This is a genomic window from Nocardiopsis metallicus (genome assembly GCF_014201115.1).
GTDB classification, from domain to species: domain Bacteria; phylum Actinomycetota; class Actinomycetes; order Streptosporangiales; family Streptosporangiaceae; genus Nocardiopsis; species Nocardiopsis metallicus.
This window is the reverse complement of the sequence record NZ_JACHDO010000001.1, coordinates 508,447-526,129: the sequence shown is the minus strand read 5'-3', so window position 1 is coordinate 526,129 and position 17,683 is coordinate 508,447. Positions and strand designations below refer to the sequence as shown.

The 17,683-nt window shown below is 70.7% G+C and carries 16 protein-coding genes; 5 read left to right on the top strand and 11 right to left on the bottom strand.

All coding sequences use genetic code 11. The features are described 5' to 3' along the window. Positions 1–23: 23 nt before the first annotated feature. Entirely contained in the window at positions 24–368 is a 345-nt protein-coding gene (gene hisI / locus HNR07_RS02210; protein ID WP_184361249.1) for a phosphoribosyl-AMP cyclohydrolase, read from the bottom strand. Between the two features lie 118 nt (positions 369–486). Here hisI and HNR07_RS02205 point away from each other — a divergent pair, with 118 nt between their 5' ends. Next, on the top strand, positions 487–1,485 hold the full coding sequence (locus HNR07_RS02205; protein ID WP_184361247.1) for a sugar isomerase: 999 nt from the start codon (positions 487–489) through the stop codon (positions 1,483–1,485). Between the two features lie 139 nt (positions 1,486–1,624). Here the strand turns inward: HNR07_RS02205 and HNR07_RS02200 are convergent, their stop codons facing one another. From HNR07_RS02200 to hisD, 10 genes are all read right to left on the bottom strand, one after another. After that, positions 1,625–3,475 (bottom strand): ABC transporter ATP-binding protein, encoded by a 1,851-nt coding sequence (locus HNR07_RS02200; RefSeq protein ID WP_184361244.1) that lies wholly within the window; start codon positions 3,473–3,475, stop codon positions 1,625–1,627. Beyond that, positions 3,472–5,520 (bottom strand): ABC transporter ATP-binding protein, encoded by a 2,049-nt coding sequence (locus HNR07_RS02195; RefSeq protein ID WP_184361241.1) that lies wholly within the window; start codon positions 5,518–5,520, stop codon positions 3,472–3,474. The genes HNR07_RS02200 and HNR07_RS02195 overlap by 4 nt, the downstream gene beginning before the upstream one ends. Positions 5,521–5,923: 403 nt before the next feature. Continuing rightward, positions 5,924–6,697: an imidazole glycerol phosphate synthase subunit HisF gene (gene hisF, locus HNR07_RS02190; protein ID WP_184361238.1), complete on the bottom strand. Its 774-nt coding sequence runs from the start codon at positions 6,695–6,697 to the stop codon at positions 5,924–5,926. Then, positions 6,694–7,452: a bifunctional 1-(5-phosphoribosyl)-5-((5-phosphoribosylamino)methylideneamino)imidazole-4-carboxamide isomerase/phosphoribosylanthranilate isomerase PriA gene (gene priA / locus HNR07_RS02185; RefSeq protein ID WP_184361235.1), complete on the bottom strand. Its 759-nt coding sequence runs from the start codon at positions 7,450–7,452 to the stop codon at positions 6,694–6,696. Before priA ends, hisF begins: the two co-directional genes overlap by 4 nt. A gap of 29 nt (positions 7,453–7,481) precedes the next feature. After that, the gene (gene iscB, locus HNR07_RS02180; RefSeq protein WP_246420025.1) at positions 7,482–8,762 is read right to left on the bottom strand and encodes an RNA-guided endonuclease IscB; all 1,281 of its coding nucleotides are present in this window, start codon (positions 8,760–8,762) and stop codon (positions 7,482–7,484) included. Between the two features lie 449 nt (positions 8,763–9,211). Continuing rightward, positions 9,212–9,862 carry an imidazole glycerol phosphate synthase subunit HisH gene (hisH, locus tag HNR07_RS02175; protein WP_184361232.1) on the bottom strand — a complete coding sequence of 217 codons (651 nt, stop codon included), beginning with the start codon at positions 9,860–9,862 and terminating at the stop codon, positions 9,212–9,214. A 76-nt stretch (positions 9,863–9,938) separates the two neighbouring features. Beyond that, positions 9,939–10,100: a hypothetical protein gene (locus HNR07_RS02170; RefSeq protein WP_184361229.1), complete on the bottom strand. Its 162-nt coding sequence runs from the start codon at positions 10,098–10,100 to the stop codon at positions 9,939–9,941. After that, positions 10,101–10,694: an imidazoleglycerol-phosphate dehydratase HisB gene (gene hisB / locus HNR07_RS02165; RefSeq protein WP_184361226.1), complete on the bottom strand. Its 594-nt coding sequence runs from the start codon at positions 10,692–10,694 to the stop codon at positions 10,101–10,103. An 85-nt stretch (positions 10,695–10,779) separates the two neighbouring features. Further along, positions 10,780–11,862 (bottom strand): histidinol-phosphate transaminase, encoded by a 1,083-nt coding sequence (locus HNR07_RS02160; protein ID WP_184361223.1) that lies wholly within the window; start codon positions 11,860–11,862, stop codon positions 10,780–10,782. Positions 11,863–11,986: 124 nt separating this feature from the next. Further along, positions 11,987–13,294 carry a histidinol dehydrogenase gene (gene hisD / locus HNR07_RS02155; protein WP_184361220.1) on the bottom strand — a complete coding sequence of 436 codons (1,308 nt, stop codon included), beginning with the start codon at positions 13,292–13,294 and terminating at the stop codon, positions 11,987–11,989. 261 nt (positions 13,295–13,555) lie between these two features. Here hisD and HNR07_RS02150 point away from each other — a divergent pair, with 261 nt between their 5' ends. The 4 genes from HNR07_RS02150 (at position 13,556) to HNR07_RS02135 (ending at position 17,682) form a co-directional block, all read left to right on the top strand. Further along, the gene (locus HNR07_RS02150; RefSeq protein ID WP_184361216.1) at positions 13,556–14,116 is read left to right on the top strand and encodes a ferritin; all 561 of its coding nucleotides are present in this window, start codon (positions 13,556–13,558) and stop codon (positions 14,114–14,116) included. Positions 14,117–14,256: 140 nt separating this feature from the next. Beyond that, a complete protein-coding gene (locus HNR07_RS02145) occupies positions 14,257–15,039 on the top strand; it encodes an LON peptidase substrate-binding domain-containing protein (protein ID WP_184361214.1) in 783 nt (260 codons plus the stop codon). 146 nt (positions 15,040–15,185) lie between these two features. Beyond that, on the top strand, positions 15,186–15,668 hold the full coding sequence (gene ybaK, locus HNR07_RS02140; RefSeq protein ID WP_221318682.1) for a Cys-tRNA(Pro) deacylase: 483 nt from the start codon (positions 15,186–15,188) through the stop codon (positions 15,666–15,668). A gap of 145 nt (positions 15,669–15,813) precedes the next feature. After that, entirely contained in the window at positions 15,814–17,682 is a 1,869-nt protein-coding gene (locus tag HNR07_RS02135; protein ID WP_184361211.1) for an AMP-dependent synthetase/ligase, read from the top strand. Position 17,683: the final 1 nt, after the last annotated feature.

Sequence of the window (17,683 nt, the reverse complement as noted above, 5' to 3'; positions counted from 1 at the left end):
GGTGGTCTCTGGCCTTTCCGGGGTCACAGCAGCCGTCCGGCGTCGAAGCACGTGTGGTCGCCGGTGTGGCAGGCGGCGCCGGTCTGGTCGACTCGGACCAGCAGGGTGTCGCCGTCGCAGTCGAGTGCGACGGAAACCACGTTCTGGGTGTGTCCGGAGGTGGCGCCCTTGACCCAGTACTCGCCGCGGCTGCGCGACCAGTAGGTGGCGTCGCGGGTGGTGAGGGTGCGGTGCAGGGCCTCGTCGTCCATCCAGGCCAGCATGAGCACCTCCCCGGTGTCGTGCTGTTGTACGACAGCGGGGACGAGGCCGTCCGCGGTGCGCTTCAGACGTGCGGCGATGGCCGGGTCGAGGTTGGTGACGCTCATGTTCTCCAGGTTATGGCCGATGCGCGGGCGACGCTCACCGGGTTCGGCTTGCGGAGGGTTAGAGTTCGTGCGTCCGTGACGTCGCCGTTCCAACGGTTCTGCCAGCTTGGGAGCTTTCGTGACCGCCGAGTACCTGGCCGCCGACCTGGCGGGGAAACCCGCCGCGTTGACCGAGCTCGCCCAGCGCTTCCCGCGCTGGGATCCCTACGCCGCGCTGCCGGCGCTGCTGGAGGACGAACCCGCGTCGGTGCGCTTCCTCGGTCTGGGGGCGGCCCGGTACGCCTGCGAGGTGGCGGCGGCGCGGCTGCGGCGCGGGGGCGTCGCGGCCCACACCGATTTCTCCACCTCGACCGAGGAGCCGCCCGCCGGTCCGGAGACGCTCGTGGTGGCGGTGAGTCTGGGCGGGGGCCAGCGTGAGCTGCACGCGGTCCTGGACCGGTACGTGGGGCGTTCCCCGGTGATCGTGCTGGCGCCCGACCAGGACGCGGTGGTGGGCCGGTACGCGGACCTGCTGGTGCCGCTGCGGGCCGGTGAGGAGGGCTCTGGCCTGGGCTGTCGGGCCTACCAGCACGCCTTGGCGCTGCTGTTGCTGCTCGGCCACCGGCTGGGCGCGCCCTCCTCGGGGGGCAGCGCCAACTTCCCCGGTCTGGTGCGGCGGGTGGCCAACGCCTCACGGGTCCTGCTGGAGAGCGCCCCGGAGTGGGTGCCCGAGGCGGCGAAGGTGCTGGACTCCCCCGACGGCGTACACCTGGTGGCCCCGGCCGAACGGCTGGCCTCGGCCCGACAGGGGGTTCAGGTGTTGCGCCGGGGGCCGATCCGGGTCGCGCACTCCGCCGAGACGGGCGAGTGGTCGCACACGGACCGCCACCTCGCCGCGGTGACGGACTACCGTGCGCTGCTGTTCGCCGGTTCCACCTACGATCAGCGCTTCGCCGAGCACCTGGGGCAGCTGCGCGGCGCGTTCGTGGCGGTGGGCCCCACCCCCGGACGCGAACGCGTGCCGGGGGTGGGGCTGAGCGTGCGCTACCCGGGTGACGGCGACCCGGACGTCAGCCTGCTGACCGAACCACTCGTGGCGGAGCTGCTGGCCGCCCACTGGTGGCGGAGCTCTGGTTGATCTGGGCCTCCGCCCGCCCCGTCGCCCGCCGCCACCCTCAACGGACGCCTACGGCGTAGTCCACCTCCTGGCTTTGGCGTGTGTTCGGGCGCCAAGAGCAAGGCAGGAACTCTCGGCGCCCGAACCAGCCGTTGAGCGGTCAGGCGGAGGAACGGACCCAGGAGGCGTACAGGTCGGCGTAGACGCCCGGCTGGTCCACGAGTTCGCCGTGGGTGCCGCTCTGCGTGATCCGGCCGTCGTCGAAGACCAGGACGCGGTCGGCGGCCTCGGCGGTGGACAGCCGGTGGGCGATCGCCACCGAGGTGCGGCCGCGGGTCAGCCGGTCCAGGGCCCGCTGGATGCGGACCTCGGTGTGCGGGTCCACGGCCGAGGTCGCCTCGTCCAGGACCAGCAGGTCCGGGTCGGCGATGTAGGCGCGCACGAGCGCCACGAGCTGGCGCTCCCCCGCGGACAGGGACTCGCCGCGCTGGCCGACCGGGGTGTCCAGGCCGTGGGCGAGACTGCCCAGCCAGTCGGAAAGGCCCAGCTCGGTGATGGCGGCCTCGAGTTCGGCGTCGGTGCTCTCCGGGCGGGCGAAGCGGATGTTGTCGCCCAGGGAGCTGTCGAAGAGGAACCCCTCCTGGGGGACCATGACGACCCGGCTGCGCAGCGAGGAGAAGGCGACCTCGCGCAGGTCCACCCCGTCCAGGCGGACGGTTCCGGCGGCGGGGTCCATCAGCCGGGTGAGGAGCTTGACGAAGGTGGTCTTGCCCGACCCGGTCTCGCCGACGACCGCGACCCGGGTGCCCGGGGTGATCTCGACGTTCACGTCGTCCAGGACGACCGGGCCCTCCGGGTAGGAGTAGGTGACCCTGTCGAAGCCGACCCGGACCGGTCCGCGCGGCAGGACGCGCCCGGCCTCGCCGGGGTCGGCGATGTCGGGGACGGTGTCCAGGACCCCGAGCACGCGCCGCCAGCCCGCGATGGCGTTCTGGGCCTCGTTGAAGATCTCGGTCGCCATCATCATCGGCTGGATGAACAGGGTCATCAGGAACAGGAAGGCGATGAGCTGGCCCGCGGTGAGGTCGCCGCCGATGCCCAACCACACGCCGACCAGGACCACGGCGACGTTGCCGAGCGCCGCGACGATCTCGGCGAAGGGTGAGACCGCCATGGACAGGCGCTGGGCGCGCACCTGGGCCTTGCGGGTGGCCAGGACGGTGGTGTCGATCCGTCCGGCGGTGCGCTCCTCGGTGCCGTGGGCGCGGATGACGGCGGCGCCCATGACGGTCTCGCCGATGGCGCCGAGCATGTCGCCGGTGCGCTCGCGGACCTTGAGGTAGGCCTTGGAGAGGAGCTTCTGGAGCCAGCGCACGCCGAAGAGCAGCGGCAGGATGCAGACCCACACCACGATGGTGAGCTGCCAGGAGTAGACCGCCATCAGGGTGGTGGCGACCAGGAGCTGGCCGGTGCTGACCAGCAGGAGCAGGCCGCCCCACTGCATGAAGGTGCTGATCTGGTCGACGTCGCCGGTGACGCGGGAGACCAGGGCGCCCTTGCGTTCGCTGTTCTGGGTGAGCACGGACAGGTCGTGCACGTGCCGGAAGGCCTTGCGGCGCAGGGTCGCCAGGCCGGACTCGGTGGCCCGGTACAGGCGCAGGTTCATCAGGTACGAGCACACCATGGTGACCACGAGCAGCCCGGCGCAGACCGACACCATGCGGGTGACGAAGACCAGGTCCGGGCCACTGGTCCCGGAGAGTCCGTTGTCGATGATCTGCTGGACGGCGATCGGGACGATGACCTTGCCCCCGGTGGCGACCACGGCGAAGAGCAGGGTGACCCAGAGGCCCTTGGCGAACTCCGGGGAGAGTTGGATGCCGCGCCTGATGGTGCCGAGCGCGGAGTCCTCGTTGCGGTGCAGGGAGAGGGCGGGGTCGCGTTCGGTGCGCCGACCGTCGGCCGCCTTTTCCGATCTGTCGTCGGGGCGGGCCTGGGTTGGTGCGCTCATCGGCTGCTCTCCTCGGTGCCGTCGGTTCCGTGTCCCGTTCTGGATCCTCCGGTGCCGTGTCCTCCGGTGCGGCGGTGTGGTTCCGTGGGTCCGGGCTCCTCGGGGATCGGGTCCCGCTCGGCCTCGTTCTCGGCCGAGGCGCGTTCGTAGGCGGTGACGAGCTTGTTGTAGCCGCTGGAGGTTTCCAGGAGCTCGCTGTGGGTGCCGCGGGCCAGGACGCGCCCGCCCTCCATGTAGAGGACCTCGTCGGCGAGTTCGATGGTGGCGCGGCGGTAGGCGACCACGACCACCGTCGCGGCGTCGTCCCGTTCGCGCAGCCCGGCCAGGATCTGCGCCTCGATCTGCGGGTCCACGGCCGAGGTGGCGTCGTCCATGATCAGCAGCCGGGGGCGGCGGACGATGGCGCGGGCCAGGGCCAGGCGCTGGCGTTGGCCGCCGGACAGGGTGGTGCCCTTCTCGCCGAGCCGGGCGTCGAGCCCGCCGTCGAGTTCGGCGATGAACCCGTCGGCTCGGGCCAGGCGCAGGGCGGCCCAGACCTGGTCGTCGTCGATTCCGGCGCTGCCCAGGGTGATGTTGTCGCGGACGGAGTCCTCGAAGACGAAGGTGCCCTGGGGTACGAGTGCCGCGTGGTCGGGGACCTGGTCGCGGGCGAGGTCGCGCAGGTCCACGCCGTCGTAGGAGACGGTGCCGGTGTCGGGGTCGACCAGACGCATCAGGACGGTGGTGAGGGTGGACTTGCCCGATCCGGTGGGACCGACGAGGGCGACGGTGCGGCCCGGTTCGATATCGAGGTCGACGCCGTTGAGCACGGTGGTGCGGGCCTGGTCGGCGCCGGTGTCCATGAGGTCGCGGCCGCCGCCCTCGGCGTCGTAGGAGTCGGCGTAGGTGAAGGTGACGCCGCGGGCGCTCAGGGCGATGCCGCGGGCGGAGCGGTCCAGGGTCCGCTCGCCGTACTCCATGGTGCCGTCCGCGCGCAGGACGGACTGGACCCGGTCCCAGCCGACGACGCTGCGGGGCAGGTCGCCCAGGAGCCAGCCGAAGGAGCGGATGGGCAGGGCCAGCAGGGTGAAGAGGAAGGCGATCTGGACGAGTTCGCCCGGTTCGATGGCCCCGGTGGACAGGCGCCACATACCCAGGAGGAGGACGGCCAGGACACCGAAGTTGGGCAGGGCCTCGGTGAAGGGGTCGAACATGGAGCGCATGCGGCCGACCTGGATGAGGGCGTCGCGCAGGCGGTGGGCGGACTCGGTGAAGCGCTCGGTCTCGGTGTCCTCGCGGCCGAGGGTCTTGACGACCAGGGCGCCGTCGAAGGACTCGTGGGCGACCCCGCTGACCTCGGCGCGCAGGGCCTGCGCGCGGGACGCCATCGGGGAGACGCGGCGCTGGAAGATGACGTTGGCGGCGGCCAGGACCGGGAAGACGACGAAGGCGACCAGGGCCAGGACCGGGTCGGTGACGACCATGGCGACGGCGGCGATGAGCAGCATGAACACGCTGCCCACGACCATGGGCAGCGGGGCCAGGGGCTGCCAGGCGGCCTCGACGTCGGCGTTGGCGTTGGACAGGAGCTGGCCGGTGGGGTGGCGGTGGTGCCAGGACAGGGGGAGTTCGAGGTACTTGCGGGCGACGGCGCGGCGGTAGCGGGCCTGCATGCGGAACTGCATGAGTCCGGCGAGCAGGCGCCGGATGGCCAGGCCGACGGCCTTGCCGATGCCGACGGCCATGAGCAGCGCGGCCGCGGTGATCAGGGCGGCCGCGGTGGTCTCTCCGGCGGCGAAGGCCGGGAGGATGGTGTTGTCGGTGAGGTAGCCGAGGACGAAGGCGGAGCCGACGTTGACAGCGGCGTGCAGCATGGCTCCGGTGACGGCTGCGAGGAAGATCCACGGTTCGGTGCGGGCGGCGACACCCAGGACGCGCATCCCGCGGGTGAAGACTCCCTTGTGCTGGGGGGCCGCGGTCGGTCTGGATGTGCCTTTGGCCGCCGGGCCGCCGGGTGAGGCCTCCTCCCGGCTCTCCTCGTTCGCCGTCGTGGTGCCCTGCGCCATACGCCCCCGCTTCCGTTCTCGACCAGCTCGCTTCGGCCTCAGCAAGCAGCGCCCCGACCGGCCTCTGGCATACCGAGGGCCACGGGGCTCGTGTCGGGCCAACCTATCCAGCGGCGCCGACAGCTTCCACCGGATTGTTTCAGCACAGGACGCATCCGTCCTATTCCGTCCAACTGGAACTTCCCCGGGTTGGCAGGGTGTGCACGCGTCGGGCCCGGGACACCGTGGTCGGTGTCCCGGGCCCGCGATGGGTCGGGGAACGGTGGGGCGGGCGGGGTGAGGAGCCGCGCTGTCCGTCCAGCTCCTCGGCGAACTCCCGCCCCGGACTCCTGATGCGTCCGAGGCCGTTCGGGAGGTGCCTGGGGGCTAAGCCTTCGATCCCGTCCGTTCTCGCCGCCAGCCGCTACCGGACCGGGTATCCGGCCTCGCTCAGGCTCTTCTTGACGTCGGCGATGGTGAACTCACCGAAGTGGAACACGGTCGCGGCCAGTACCGCGTCCGCCCCCGCCTCCACCGCCGGGACGAAGTGCCCCACCGCGCCCGCGCCGCCCGACGCGATCAGCGGGACGTCCACCCGGGCACGCACCGCCCGGATCAGCTCCAGGTCGAACCCGGCCTTGGTGCCGTCGGCGTCCATGGAGTTGAGCAGGATCTCACCGGCACCCAGCTCGGCGGCGCGCTCGCACCACTCCAGGGCGTCGATACCGGTGCTCCGGCGCCCGCCGTGGGTGGTGACCTCGAAACCGCTCGGGGTGGGCTCACCGCCCTCGCGCACCCGGCGCACGTCCGCGGAGAGCACCAGGACCTGGCGGCCGAAGCGTTCGGCGATCTCCGCGATCAGCTCGGGGCGGGCGATCGCGGCGGTGTTCACCCCCACCTTGTCGGCGCCCGCGCGCAGCAGCCGGTCCACGTCCTCGGGGGTGCGGACCCCTCCCCCGACGGTCAGCGGGATGAACACCTGGTCGGCGGTGCGGCGCACCACGTCGTAAGTGGTCTCCCGGTCCCCGCTGGAGGCGGTCACGTCCAGGAAGGTGAGTTCGTCGGCGCCGCCGCCGTCGTAGGTGCCCGCGAGCTCGACGGGGTCACCGGCGTCCCGCAGGTTCTCGAAGTTGACGCCCTTGACGACCCGCCCGGCGTCCACGTCCAGGCAGGGGATGACTCGGATGGCCAGGCTCACCGGTCCGCACCCCGTACCGTGGCCAGGGCGTCCTCCAGGGTGAAGGCGCCCTCGTACAGGGCGGTGCCCATGATGGCGCCCTCCACACCCAGCGGGACCAGGGTGGCGATGGCCTCCAGGTCGGCGAGGCTGGACACGCCGCCGCTGGCGACCACCGGCTTGTCGGTGCGCTCGCACACGGTGCGCAGCAGGTCCAGGTTGGGGCCCTTGAGGGTGCCGTCCTTGTTGACGTCGGTGACGACGTAGCGGGCGCAGCCCTCGGCCTCCAGGCGCTCCAGGGTCTGGAACAGGTCGCCGCCGTCCCGGGTCCAGCCGCGGGCGGCCAGGGTGGTGCCGCGCACGTCCAGGCCGATGGCGATCCTGTCGCCGTGCTCGGCGATGATCTTGGCGCACCACTCCGGGTTCTCCAGGGCGGCGGTGCCGATGTTGACGCGGGTGCAGCCGGTGGCCAGGGCGGCTGCCAGCGACTCGTCGTCGCGGATGCCGCCGGACATCTCGACCTTGACGTCGAGGCGGCCGACGATGCCGCTCAGCAGGTCACGGTTGTGGCCGCGGCCGAAGGCGGCGTCCAGGTCCACCAGGTGGATCCACTCGGCCCCGGCGTTCTGCCAGGCGGTGGCGGCTTCGAAGGGGTCGCCGTACTGCCCGCCGGAGCCCGCCTTGCCCTGGACGAGCTGGACGGCCTGCCCGCCCGCCACGTCCACGGCGGGAAGCAGTTCGAGTGCGGGGGTCGACGGGGTGTGCTCGCCGGTCATCGCTTTGTTGGGCGTGGAAACCCGGTCCCTCAGGGCCGGGAGGAAACGCCCTGCTCCTTCCGAATGGTGTAGGCATAGCCATCGGCCCTCTGAAGCAGCCGGACATGCCGGTGGTTGATGCCCTGGACAGTGCCCTGAGCGGTGGTGATGTTGAATTTCCCGGTAGCGCGTACTGCGACCCTGCCAGTGTGAGTCCCCTTCTTTTTGCCCTGGGACACCACAGCGCGGGCCAGGTCCCCAGTGGCGAAGGAGAAGAACCGCTTGGTGCGGGGCAGCCGCAGCCGGGCGAACCCATACTTGTCGGGACGGGTACGGGCATAAGAACCATGCCCCGCGCACGCGGCCACCAGGATCGTGTCCACGGTGTGGGTGATGGTGTCGACCTTACCCACGGCCAGGGCGTCCAGAGTGTGCGACTTGGGCAGCTGGCTGCGGGAGCGGTTCCATTTAGTGCGCCCACCCGAGCCCACATGGGTGGGCAGGCGCTGGTCCAGAGCGCGCCAGAGCGCCCACCGGGTCGAGTTCACCGCGGCAGCATCCCCCAGCGGAGCCTTGACCTGGGCCAGGACGCTGGCCAGGATTTTCGGCTTGCCTGCCAAGAACTCCTCCACCGGCTGGTTGTCCTTGGCCTGGTTACAGGGGATACAGGCCAGGACCAGGTTGGAGACGCGGTCCGAGCCACCCCGAGAACGCGGGCGAACGTGATCGATGTTGAGCGGAGTGTCGGTCGCCCCGCAATAGACACAGGTGCGGCCGAACTTGGCCAGCAGGTACTCGCGCACCTCGAACCCGTGCAAAGTGCCGTGCTGATACTCCGCCCCCTCCAATAGCTTCCCGGCGGAGAGGGTGTGGGTGTCGAAGGCGACCCGCTCCACATGCACCGCCCGCACCGGAGCCCACAGGGCAAGCCGGTCCACCCACGCAACGGTGGTGTCCACCCGGTGTTGCAGAGACGGAGGCAACCACCCTTGGGGGCGGGTTCGGTTAAGGAACTGGGGCGCCCGGTAGCGCAGGTTGGTGCTCCGACGCCGCCGTCGGTAGGAGGCGCGCTGGCCCATCTTCTTCTTGATCTGCGCGCCGCGGTGGTCGAGTTGGAGGCTGAAACGGCCGCGTCGTTCTCCGGCTCGGGTGGTGAACATGGCGATGCCGGTGTGCTTGGACCCCGGGTCGATGCCGACCTCGACCCCATCGACCTCGGATTCTGTGACGGTGCGGTCTTTGAGCCGGATGGTGAACGGAGTAAGGCGGTGTACAACGGCCCGGCCTTTGGCCAGGAGCTTGCGGGCCCTGGCAGAAGTACAGGGCTGCAAGGGGACATGGTGTTTGTCGAGGACGAACACGGACGGATGGACGGTGTGCACCTCACGGCGCTGCTCCCCAACCCCAGCAGGGTTGGGGGTGACGCCACCGGCACCAGGTGAGGTTCCGGTGGTCTCCCCTCGACCATGTTCCACACCGGGTACCGCCCTTGAGCGGTGTCCGTGCCCCGTTTCGTTCCCGATCCGGGGATTGTCTGCTGGCACGGATTCCCGAGCAAGCTGCTGAGGAAGCACAGCTTGGTGGGTCTTCTGTCCTGTGCGGAACGTAGCCATCAAGGTCACCTCCTTGTGGTGATGGCTGGGTCTGGCAAAGGTGGCTCTCAACCACGCGGTCGAAAGCCCGGCCCCGAAGGGCCAGGATCCCTTTACGGGTGCCTTCTCGTGCTCGGTAGGTACTGGGTTGGGTCTCAGGAGTGGGTCTCGAAGGGCGCCGGGCGCGGCTACAGGGTGTCGACCCAGTTGGCCAGGACGCGGGCCCCGGTGTCCCCGGACTTCTCCGGGTGGAACTGGGTGGCGCTGAGCGGACCGTTCTCCACCGCGGCCACGAACGGCTCCCCGTGCTCGGCCCAGGTCACCTGGGGCGGGCGGACGCGGTCGCTGTGGCTGACGAACTCCCAGCGGCGGACCGCGTAGGAGTGCACGAAGTAGAAGCGGTCCTGCGGGCCGATGCCCTCGAACAGGCGTGAGCCCTCGGGCGGGGCGACGGTGTTCCAGCCCATGTGGGGGACGACGGGCGCCTGGAGGTGTTCGACGGCGCCCGGCCACTCGCCGCAGCCTTCGGTGACCCGGTCCTCGGCCCGGACGTCAGCCTGCTCGACACCATGGTCGAAGAGGACCTGCATCCCCACGCAGATCCCCAGGACCGGACGGCCTCCGGCGATGCGGCGGCCGATGATCCGGTCGCCGCCCGCGGCCCTGAGGCTGGCCATGCAGGCGCTGAAGGCGCCCACGCCGGGGACCACGAGCCCGTCGGCGTCGAGCGCGGCGTGCGGGTCCGAGGTGACGGTGACGTCGGCGCCGGTGCGCTCCATGGCGCGCTGGGCCGAGCGGAGGTTGCCCGACCCGTAGTCAAAGACGACCACACGTGACATTCGAGTGCGTGCCCTTCGGTTGGTGAGGAAAGCGGGCTTTGCGGAGCGGGACTGTGAAGGTGTGAGAGCCACCGGCCTAGAAGTAGCCGAGCCGCAGCACGCCGGAGACCGCGGCGAGGGCGGCGCAGCCGCCCAGGGCGATCGCGAGCACCCGGCTCTTGTCCCACATCGCGTAGACACCGCCCGCGAGGAAGCCGGCCAGGACCAGGAGGAACAGACCCCAGAGGTCGGTGTCCATCTACAGCACGCCCTTGGTGGAGGGCACCCAGGTGACGCGCGGGTCGCTCTCGGTGGCGAAGCGCAGGGCGCGGGCGAACGCCTTGAACTGGGCCTCCACGATGTGGTGGGCGTTGCGGCCGTAGGGCACGTGGATGTGCAGGGCCACGCGCGCCTGGGCCACGAAGGACTCGAAGATGTGCCGGGTCATGGTGGTGTCGTAGTCGCGGCCGATGATCGGAGCCATGCCCTCGGGCTCGCTGTGCACCAGGTAGGGGCGGCCGGAGACATCGACGGTCACCTCGGCCAGGGCCTCGTCCAGGGGCACCTTGGCGTCGGCGAAGCGGCGGATGCCCGCCCGGTCGCCGAGCGCCTCACGGAAGGCGGCGCCCAGGGCCAGGGCGGTGTCCTCCATGGTGTGGTGTGAGTCGATGTGCAGGTCGCCCTCGGTGCGCACGGTGAGATCGAACAGGCCGTGCTTGGCGAGCTGGTCGAGCATGTGGTCGAAGAAGCCGACACCGGTGGAGACGTCGGCGACGCCGGTGCCGTCCAGGTCGACCTCGACCAGGACCTTGGTTTCCTTGGTTGCGCGTTCGACGCGCCCGGTGCGGCTCATGGTGCCAGTCCTTCCCGGTGGTGCGGTGGTGAGGTTCTGTGGTGGGTTGCCTGCGGGCTGCCCGTGGGCTGCCGACCGGGGCGGGTCAGCGGCCGGTCGCCTTCAGCAGGGCCGTACGGAAGGCGGCCATCTCCTCGGCGGTGCCGACGGTGACGCGCAGCCAGCCGGGCGGGCCGGTCTCGCGGATGAGGACCTGCTGGTCGAGCAGGTCCTGCCAGACGCGGGTGCGGTCCTCGAACTCACCGAACAGGACGAAGTTGGCGTCGGAGTCGGCGACGGAGAAGCCCTGGGCGCGCAGCCAACCGACGAGGGTGTCGCGTTCGGTGCGCAGGTCGTCGACGGCCCCGAGGAGTTCGTCGGCGTGGTCCAGGGCGGTGACGGCGACCACCTGGGTGACGGCGGACAGGTGGTAGGGCAGGCGGACCAGCTGAAGGGCGTCGACCACGGCCGGGTGCGCGGCGAGGTAGCCCACGCGGGCCCCGGCCAGGGCGAAGGCCTTGGACATGGTGCGCGAGACGATCAGCCGCGGGTGGTCCGGGAGCAGGGACAGGGCGCTGGGCCTGCCCTCGCGGCGGAACTCGGCGTAGGCCTCGTCCACGACCACCACGCCGGGGGCGGCCCGGGCGATGCGCTCGATGTCGGCGATCTCCAGGGCGGTACCGGTGGGGTTGTTGGGCGAGGTCAGGAAGATGACGCTGGGCCGGTGCTCGGCGATGGCGGCCAGGGCGGCGTCGACGTCGATGCGGAAGTCGGCGTCGCGCGGCACGGCCACCCAGCCCGTCCCGGTACCCCGGGAGATGATCGGGTGCATGGAGTAGGAGGGCTCGAAGCCCATCGCGGTGCGGCCCGGACCACCGAAGGCCTGGAGCAGCTGCTGGAGGATCTCGTTGGAGCCGTTGGCCGCCCAGACGTTGTCGGCGGTCAGGCCGTGGCCGAGATAGGCGGCCAGGCCCTCGCGCAGGTGCACCGCGTCCCGGTCGGGGTAGCGGTTCAGCCCCAGGGCGGTGTCGGCGACCGCCTCGGCCAGCGCCTTGGCAAGGCGCGGGGAGGGAGCGTGCGGGTTCTCGTTGGTGTTGAGGACCACCGGCACGTCCAGCTGCGGAGCGCCGTAGGGCGAGCGGCCGCGCAGGTCGTCGCGGAGCGGCAGGTCGTTCAGGGTGAAGCTCACTGGTTTCACACTCGTGGTCGGTCGTGGGAGGGGCGGGTGGGTCCGGTGTGACCGGCGGTGGTCACACCGTCCCCGGGCCCGCCCGCTCCCGTCGTCGTGGTCGCGTTCGGTCCTGGACTGGTTTCTAGTCCCGGCCGGAGCGATGGCCCGTGCGGGCGGCGACGGCCTCGCCGTGCGCGGGCAGGTCCTCGGCCTCGGCCAGGGTGATGACGTGATGGGCGACGTCGGCCAGCGCGTCACGGTCGTACTCGACGATGTGCACCCCGCGCAGGAAGGTCTGCACGCTCAGGCCACCGGTGTGGCAGGCGCAGCCGCCGGTGGGCAGCACGTGGTTGGACCCGGCGGCGTAGTCGCCGAGGGAGACCGGGGAGTGGTCGCCGACGAAGATCGCTCCGGCGTTGCGCACGCGCGCGGCCCAGGCAGGGGCGTCCGCCGTCATGATCTCCAGGTGTTCGGCCGCGTAGGCGTCGACGACGGCCAGGCCCTGTTCGAGGTCGTCGACCAGGACGATGCCGGACTGCGGGCCGGACAGCGCCTCGCGGACGCGTTCGCTGTGCCTGGTGGCGGCCACGCGCGCGGCGAGGCGTTCGGTGACCGCCTCGGCCAGCGCCTCGTCCGGGGTGACCAGGACGGAGGCGGCGACGACGTCGTGCTCGGCCTGGCTGATGAGGTCGGCGGCGACGTAGTCGGGGTTGGCGGTGGCGTCGGCCAGGACCGCGATCTCGGTGGGTCCGGCCTCGGCGTCGATGCCGATGACGCCCTTGAGCAGGCGCTTGGCGGCGGCGACCCAGATGTTGCCGGGGCCGGTGACCATGTCCGCTCGCTCGCAGTCGGCCGTGCCGTAGGCGAACATCGCCACGGCCTGGGCCCCGCCCACCGCGTACACCTCGTCGACGCCGAGCAGGGCGCAGGCGGCGAGGATGGTCGGGTGGGGCAGTCCGCCGAAGTCCTTCTGGGGCGGTGAGGTGACCGCGAGGGAGGACACGCCCGCCTCCTGGGCGGGGACGACGTTCATGATCACGCTGGAGGGGTAGACGGCGCGGCCGCCCGGCACGTAGAGGCCGACGCGGTTGACCGGGATCCACTTCTCGGTGACGGTTCCGCCGGGCACGACCTGGGTGGTGTGGCCCTGGCGGCGCTGCTCGTGGTGGACCTTGCGGGCGCGGCGGATGGACTCCTCCAGCGCGGCGCGCACGGCGGGGTCGAGTTCGGCGAGCGCGGAGTCGATGGCGTCCTTGGGAACGCGGATGTCGGTGAGCCGCACGCCGTCGAAGCGCTCGGTGAGTTCGACCAGGGCCTCGGTTCCGCGATGGCGCACGTCATCGCAGATGGGTCGGACGCGTTCGGTGGCGTCGGCCACATCGATTTCGGCGCGCGGAAGGGCGTCGCGCGGGTCGCCTGAGGAGCCTCGGAGGTCGATTCGACTGATCACGGCCCCAGTCTAGGGGGCGTGGCCCAATCCATGGGTGGCGGCGTCCGGATGATGGACACCACACCCGCGCGGGACCCTCGCGACCGGCGCGAACCCCGCTTCGGCGGACATGCGCGAACACTCTCCCGTAAATGCGCGAAATTAGCTTCACCTAAGTTTGGGACACCTAACCTAATCCAGCCAAAGAAAGGCTTGCCTAACAAATTCAGATTCCTTTTCTCGGGATTCGCATTACGGTTTTGAATGCGTTATTGTAGTGACATGACTTCGAACAAGACCAGCGATAGCAGCCTTTCCAAGTTCCACCGCCTCCTGGTTGACCAGGTGCGGCACGAGTTCACGGCCTCGCACCAGTACGTGGCGATCGCGGCCTGGTTCGACGACCAGGATCTGCCGCAGCTGGCCCGGGTCTTCTACGAGCAGTCGCTCGAGGAGCGCGACCACGCGATGATGATCGTGCGCTACCTGCTCGACATGGACGTGACGTTCGCTCTTCCGGGCGTGGACGAGATCGAGACCGATTTCGCCGTCGCGCGCGACCTGGTCGCCCTGGCCCTGCGCCAGGAGCGGGAGGTGAGCGACCAGTTCCTGCGCCTGGCCAAGGTCGCCCGTGACGAGGACGACTACACCGGCGAGCAGTTCCTCCAGTGGTTCATCCAGGAGCAGGTGGAGGAGGTCGCCAAGATGTCGACTCTGCTCAACGTCGTGGACCGCTCCAACGGCAACCTGTTCGACGTGGAGACCTTCGTGGCCCGCGACATGCCCAGCGAGGACAACGGCAGCCAGGGCGCGCCCGGCACCGCCGGGCCCTCGGTGTCCTGACGCCTTCGGTGTCTGTCCCGACGCCGCCCGACGCGTCCTGACACCCCGACGGCCTCCCAGCCGGCCGTCCGGAGGCTTCATCCGCCGCGCCCGGGAGCTCCGACGAGCGAGCTCCCGGGCGCGGCGGGCATACTGGAACCATGCCAGAGGCACTGCCGATCTTCCCGCTCAACACCGTGTTGTTCCCCGGCATGACGATCCCTCTCCACGTCTTCGAGCAGAGGTACCGTCGGCTGGTCTCGGAACTGCTCGGGCCGACCCTGGCCGGAGGTGAGGCGGGCGTCCGGGAACACGGCCCCGCCCGGTTCGGCGTCGTGTGGATCGAACTGGGCCACGAGGTGGCCAGTGAGTCCGGGCAGGGCGCGGGCGGCGCGGACACCGGGGTGCCCAACACCGCGGGTTCGAGCACCCGCCCCTCACTACCCCTGGTCAGCGCCGTCGGCTGCACAGCTGTCGTACGTGACGTGCGCACCTACGAGGACGGCCGCTACGACCTGGTGATCGAGGGCGGGACCCGGTTCACCATCACCGACCTGGACGATGTCGACCGCTCCTCCCCCGACGACTACTCCACCGCCTCGGTGGCCCTGCTGCCGGAGCCGCTGGGCCCCGACGCCAAGGAACACGCCGAGCGAGTACGCGATCTCTACGAGGTGTACCAGCAGCGGCTGGCCTCGATCGGGATGGCCTCCGAGGTCTCGGCCGACCTGCCCCGCGACCCGATCGCCCTGTCCTACTCGGTGTCGGTCTCGGTCGTACTGGACTCGGCGGAGAAGCAGCGGCTGCTGGAGGCCGAGAACGCCGCGACCCGGCTTGCGGTGGCCGCGCGCTTCCTGCGCCGGGAGAACCGCATCGTGGCCACCCCCGACCTGCCCAACCTGCCCGCGGGGCCCTTCCTCAACAACGGGGTGTCCTTCAACTAGGGCGCTCGCGCGGACGGCGGGGCCCGGCTCCGGGCGAGGGTTCAGTGGCGGGGGGCGTGTCGCCTCGCTTGGGGGCGTCCGGCCCGGCAGGAGGAGTAGCCTGCCCGGAAGATCGACAGTCCCCGAAGCGGAGAGCCCAGGAATCCATGAGTGGAAAAGCCACCCCCGCGACCGTGGCCGCCGGCCGGACCAAGACCGCCTACACCCTGCACCCCTACGAGGTGGACGGCGGTGACGGCCACTCCTACGGGACCGACGCCGCCGACGCGATCGGGGTCCCCCGCGAGCAGGTGTTCAAGACCCTGGTGGCCGAGGTGGACGGCGTGTTCACCGTCGGGGTGGTCCCGGTCAGCACCTCACTCGACCTCAAGGCGCTGGCGGCGGCGGTCGGCGGCAAGCGCGCGGTCATGGCCGACCCGGCGCGGGCCGAGAAGATCACCGGTTACGTGCGCGGCGGCATCAGTCCGCTGGGGCAGCGCAAGCGACTGCGGACGGTGATCGACTCCTCGGTCTCGGGGCTGCGTTCGGTCTACGTCTCCGCCGGGCGCCGGGGCCTGCAGATGGAGCTGCCCCCCAAGGACCTGATCGCGCTGACCGAGGCGGTCACCGCACCCATCGGCGTGAACTGAGCCGGGTCCGGCCCGCCGGTCCAGCGAAGGATCCGGTCGCCTCCTCCCCCGATCTGGAGTCCTCTGGGCCACAGGTGACGGTGGACCTCCACACATTCGCCCACGGAGTGTTGCCGACCCCCCTACCCAGGGGTAGTTTTGTGACATGGGCAACACTTCATCCCCCTATCGGTCCGTCCCCGACATGTTCGCTTCCCGCGTCGCCGAATCCGGCGAGCGGGAGGCGTTCACCTACCCGGTCCCTTCCTCTACCGGTGGCAGCGAGAAGTGGGAGACCCTCACCTGGAACCAGACCCGTGACCGCGTCCGCGACCTGGCGCTGGGCCTGCACTCCCTGGGCGTGACCTCCCAGGCCCGCTGCGCCATCGCCTCCAGCACCCGCATCGAGTGGGTGCTGGCCGACCTCGCGATCCTGTGCGCGGGCGGTGCCTCCACCACGATCTACCCCACCTCCACCCCGCCGGACTGCGCCTACATCGTCTCCGACTCCGGCAGCATGGTGGCCTTCGCCGAGAACGACGAGCAGGTCGCCAAACTGGTGGACCAGCGCGGCGCCATGCCGGGGCTCTCCAAGGTCATCACCTTCGAGGGCGCGGCCGGGGGCGATGACGACTGGGTCATCGGCCTGGAGGACCTGGCCGCCCTCGGCGCCGAGCTGCACGCCGAGAAGCCGGAGCTGTTCGACGAGCTGGTCGCCTCGGTCAAGTCCGAGCACCTGGCCACGCTCATCTACACCTCCGGCACCACCGGCCGCCCCAAGGGCGTGCGCCTGGACCACGCCAACTGGCTCTACGAGGCCGAGGCGCTCAAGGTCATGGGCGACGAGATGCGCGCCCAGGGCTGGGAGATGCTGGACGCGGACGACGTGCAGTACCTGTGGCTGCCGCTGGCGCACAGTTTCGGCAAGGTCATGCAGGTAACCCAGCTGCGGTTGGGCTTCCTGACCGCCATCGACGGCCGCGTCGACAAGATCGTGGACAACCTGGCCCTCGTGCGGCCGACCTTCATGGCCGCGGCCCCGCGCATCTTCGAGAAGGTGTTCAACAAGGTCGTCATGCAGGCCAAGGAGGGCGGCGGGGCCAAGTACAAGATCTTCAAGTGGGCCGTGGGCGTGGGTGACAAGGTCGCCCGGCTCAAGGAGGACGGCAAGGAGCCCGGCGGTGCTCTGGCCGTTCAGCACAAGCTCGCCGACAAGCTGGTGTTCAGCAAGCTGCGCGCCCGCTTCGGCGGCCGCCTGAAGTTCTTCGTCTCCGGCAGCGCTCCGCTGGCCCCCGACATCGGCCGGTTCTTCTACGGCGCCGGGATCACCATCCTGGAGGGCTACGGCCTGACCGAGACCTCCGCGGGCGCCTTCCTCAACCGGCCCGGCGACGTGCGCTTCGGCAGCGTCGGGCTTCCCCTTCCGGGCACCGAGGTCCGGATCGCCGAGGACGGCGAGGTCCTGCTGCGCGGCGGCAGCATCATGCGCGGCTACCACAACCTGTCCGGCGCCACCGAGGCGGTGCTCACCGAGGACGGCTGGTTCGCCACCGGCGACATCGGGGTCCTGGAGAACGGCCGGCTGCGGATCACCGACCGCAAGAAGGAGCTGATCAAGACCGCCAGCGGCAAGTACGTGGCGCCGCAGAGCATCGAGAGCCGGTTCAAGTCGCTGTGCCCCTACGTCGGCAACCTGGTGGTGCACGGCGACCGCCGGCCGTACTGCGTGGCGCTGGTGACCCTGGACCCCGAGGCGATCGAGGTGTGGGCCGAGGCCAACGGGCTGGGCGCGCTGAACTACGTGGGGCTGACCAAGGAGCCCAAGGTCCGGGCGATGGTCCAGGAGGCCATCGACGAACTCAACAAGGACCTGCCCCGGCACGAGACCGTCAAGGACTTCACCATCCTGCCGAGTGAGCTGACGGTGGAGCAGGGCGAGATCACGCCCAGTCTGAAGATGCGGCGCAGGGCCGTCGAGGAGCGCTACCGCGAGCAGCTCGACGCGATGTACAAGGACTCCATCCAGTCCCTGTGAG

What these genes read in the sequence shown, in the direction of transcription:
- hisB (WP_184361226.1), bottom strand. Translation starts at nt 10,694, where the DNA reads ATGAGCCGCACCGGGCGCGTCGAACGCGCAACCAAGGAAACCAAGGTC.
- HNR07_RS02170 (WP_184361229.1), bottom strand. Translation starts at nt 10,100, where the DNA reads ATGGACACCGACCTCTGGGGTCTGTTCCTCCTGGTCCTGGCCGGCTTC.
- hisI (WP_184361249.1), bottom strand. Translation starts at nt 368, where the DNA reads ATGAGCGTCACCAACCTCGACCCGGCCATCGCCGCACGTCTGAAGCGC.
- HNR07_RS02135 (WP_184361211.1), top strand. Translation starts at nt 15,814, where the DNA reads ATGGGCAACACTTCATCCCCCTATCGGTCCGTCCCCGACATGTTCGCT.
- ybaK (WP_221318682.1), top strand. Translation starts at nt 15,186, where the DNA reads ATGAGTGGAAAAGCCACCCCCGCGACCGTGGCCGCCGGCCGGACCAAG.
- HNR07_RS02145 (WP_184361214.1), top strand. Translation starts at nt 14,257, where the DNA reads ATGCCAGAGGCACTGCCGATCTTCCCGCTCAACACCGTGTTGTTCCCC.
- HNR07_RS02200 (WP_184361244.1), bottom strand. Translation starts at nt 3,475, where the DNA reads ATGAGCGCACCAACCCAGGCCCGCCCCGACGACAGATCGGAAAAGGCG.
- HNR07_RS02195 (WP_184361241.1), bottom strand. Translation starts at nt 5,520, where the DNA reads ATGGCGCAGGGCACCACGACGGCGAACGAGGAGAGCCGGGAGGAGGCC.
- HNR07_RS02150 (WP_184361216.1), top strand. Translation starts at nt 13,556, where the DNA reads ATGACTTCGAACAAGACCAGCGATAGCAGCCTTTCCAAGTTCCACCGC.
- hisH (WP_184361232.1), bottom strand. Translation starts at nt 9,862, where the DNA reads ATGTCACGTGTGGTCGTCTTTGACTACGGGTCGGGCAACCTCCGCTCG.
- priA (WP_184361235.1), bottom strand. Translation starts at nt 7,452, where the DNA reads ATGACCGGCGAGCACACCCCGTCGACCCCCGCACTCGAACTGCTTCCC.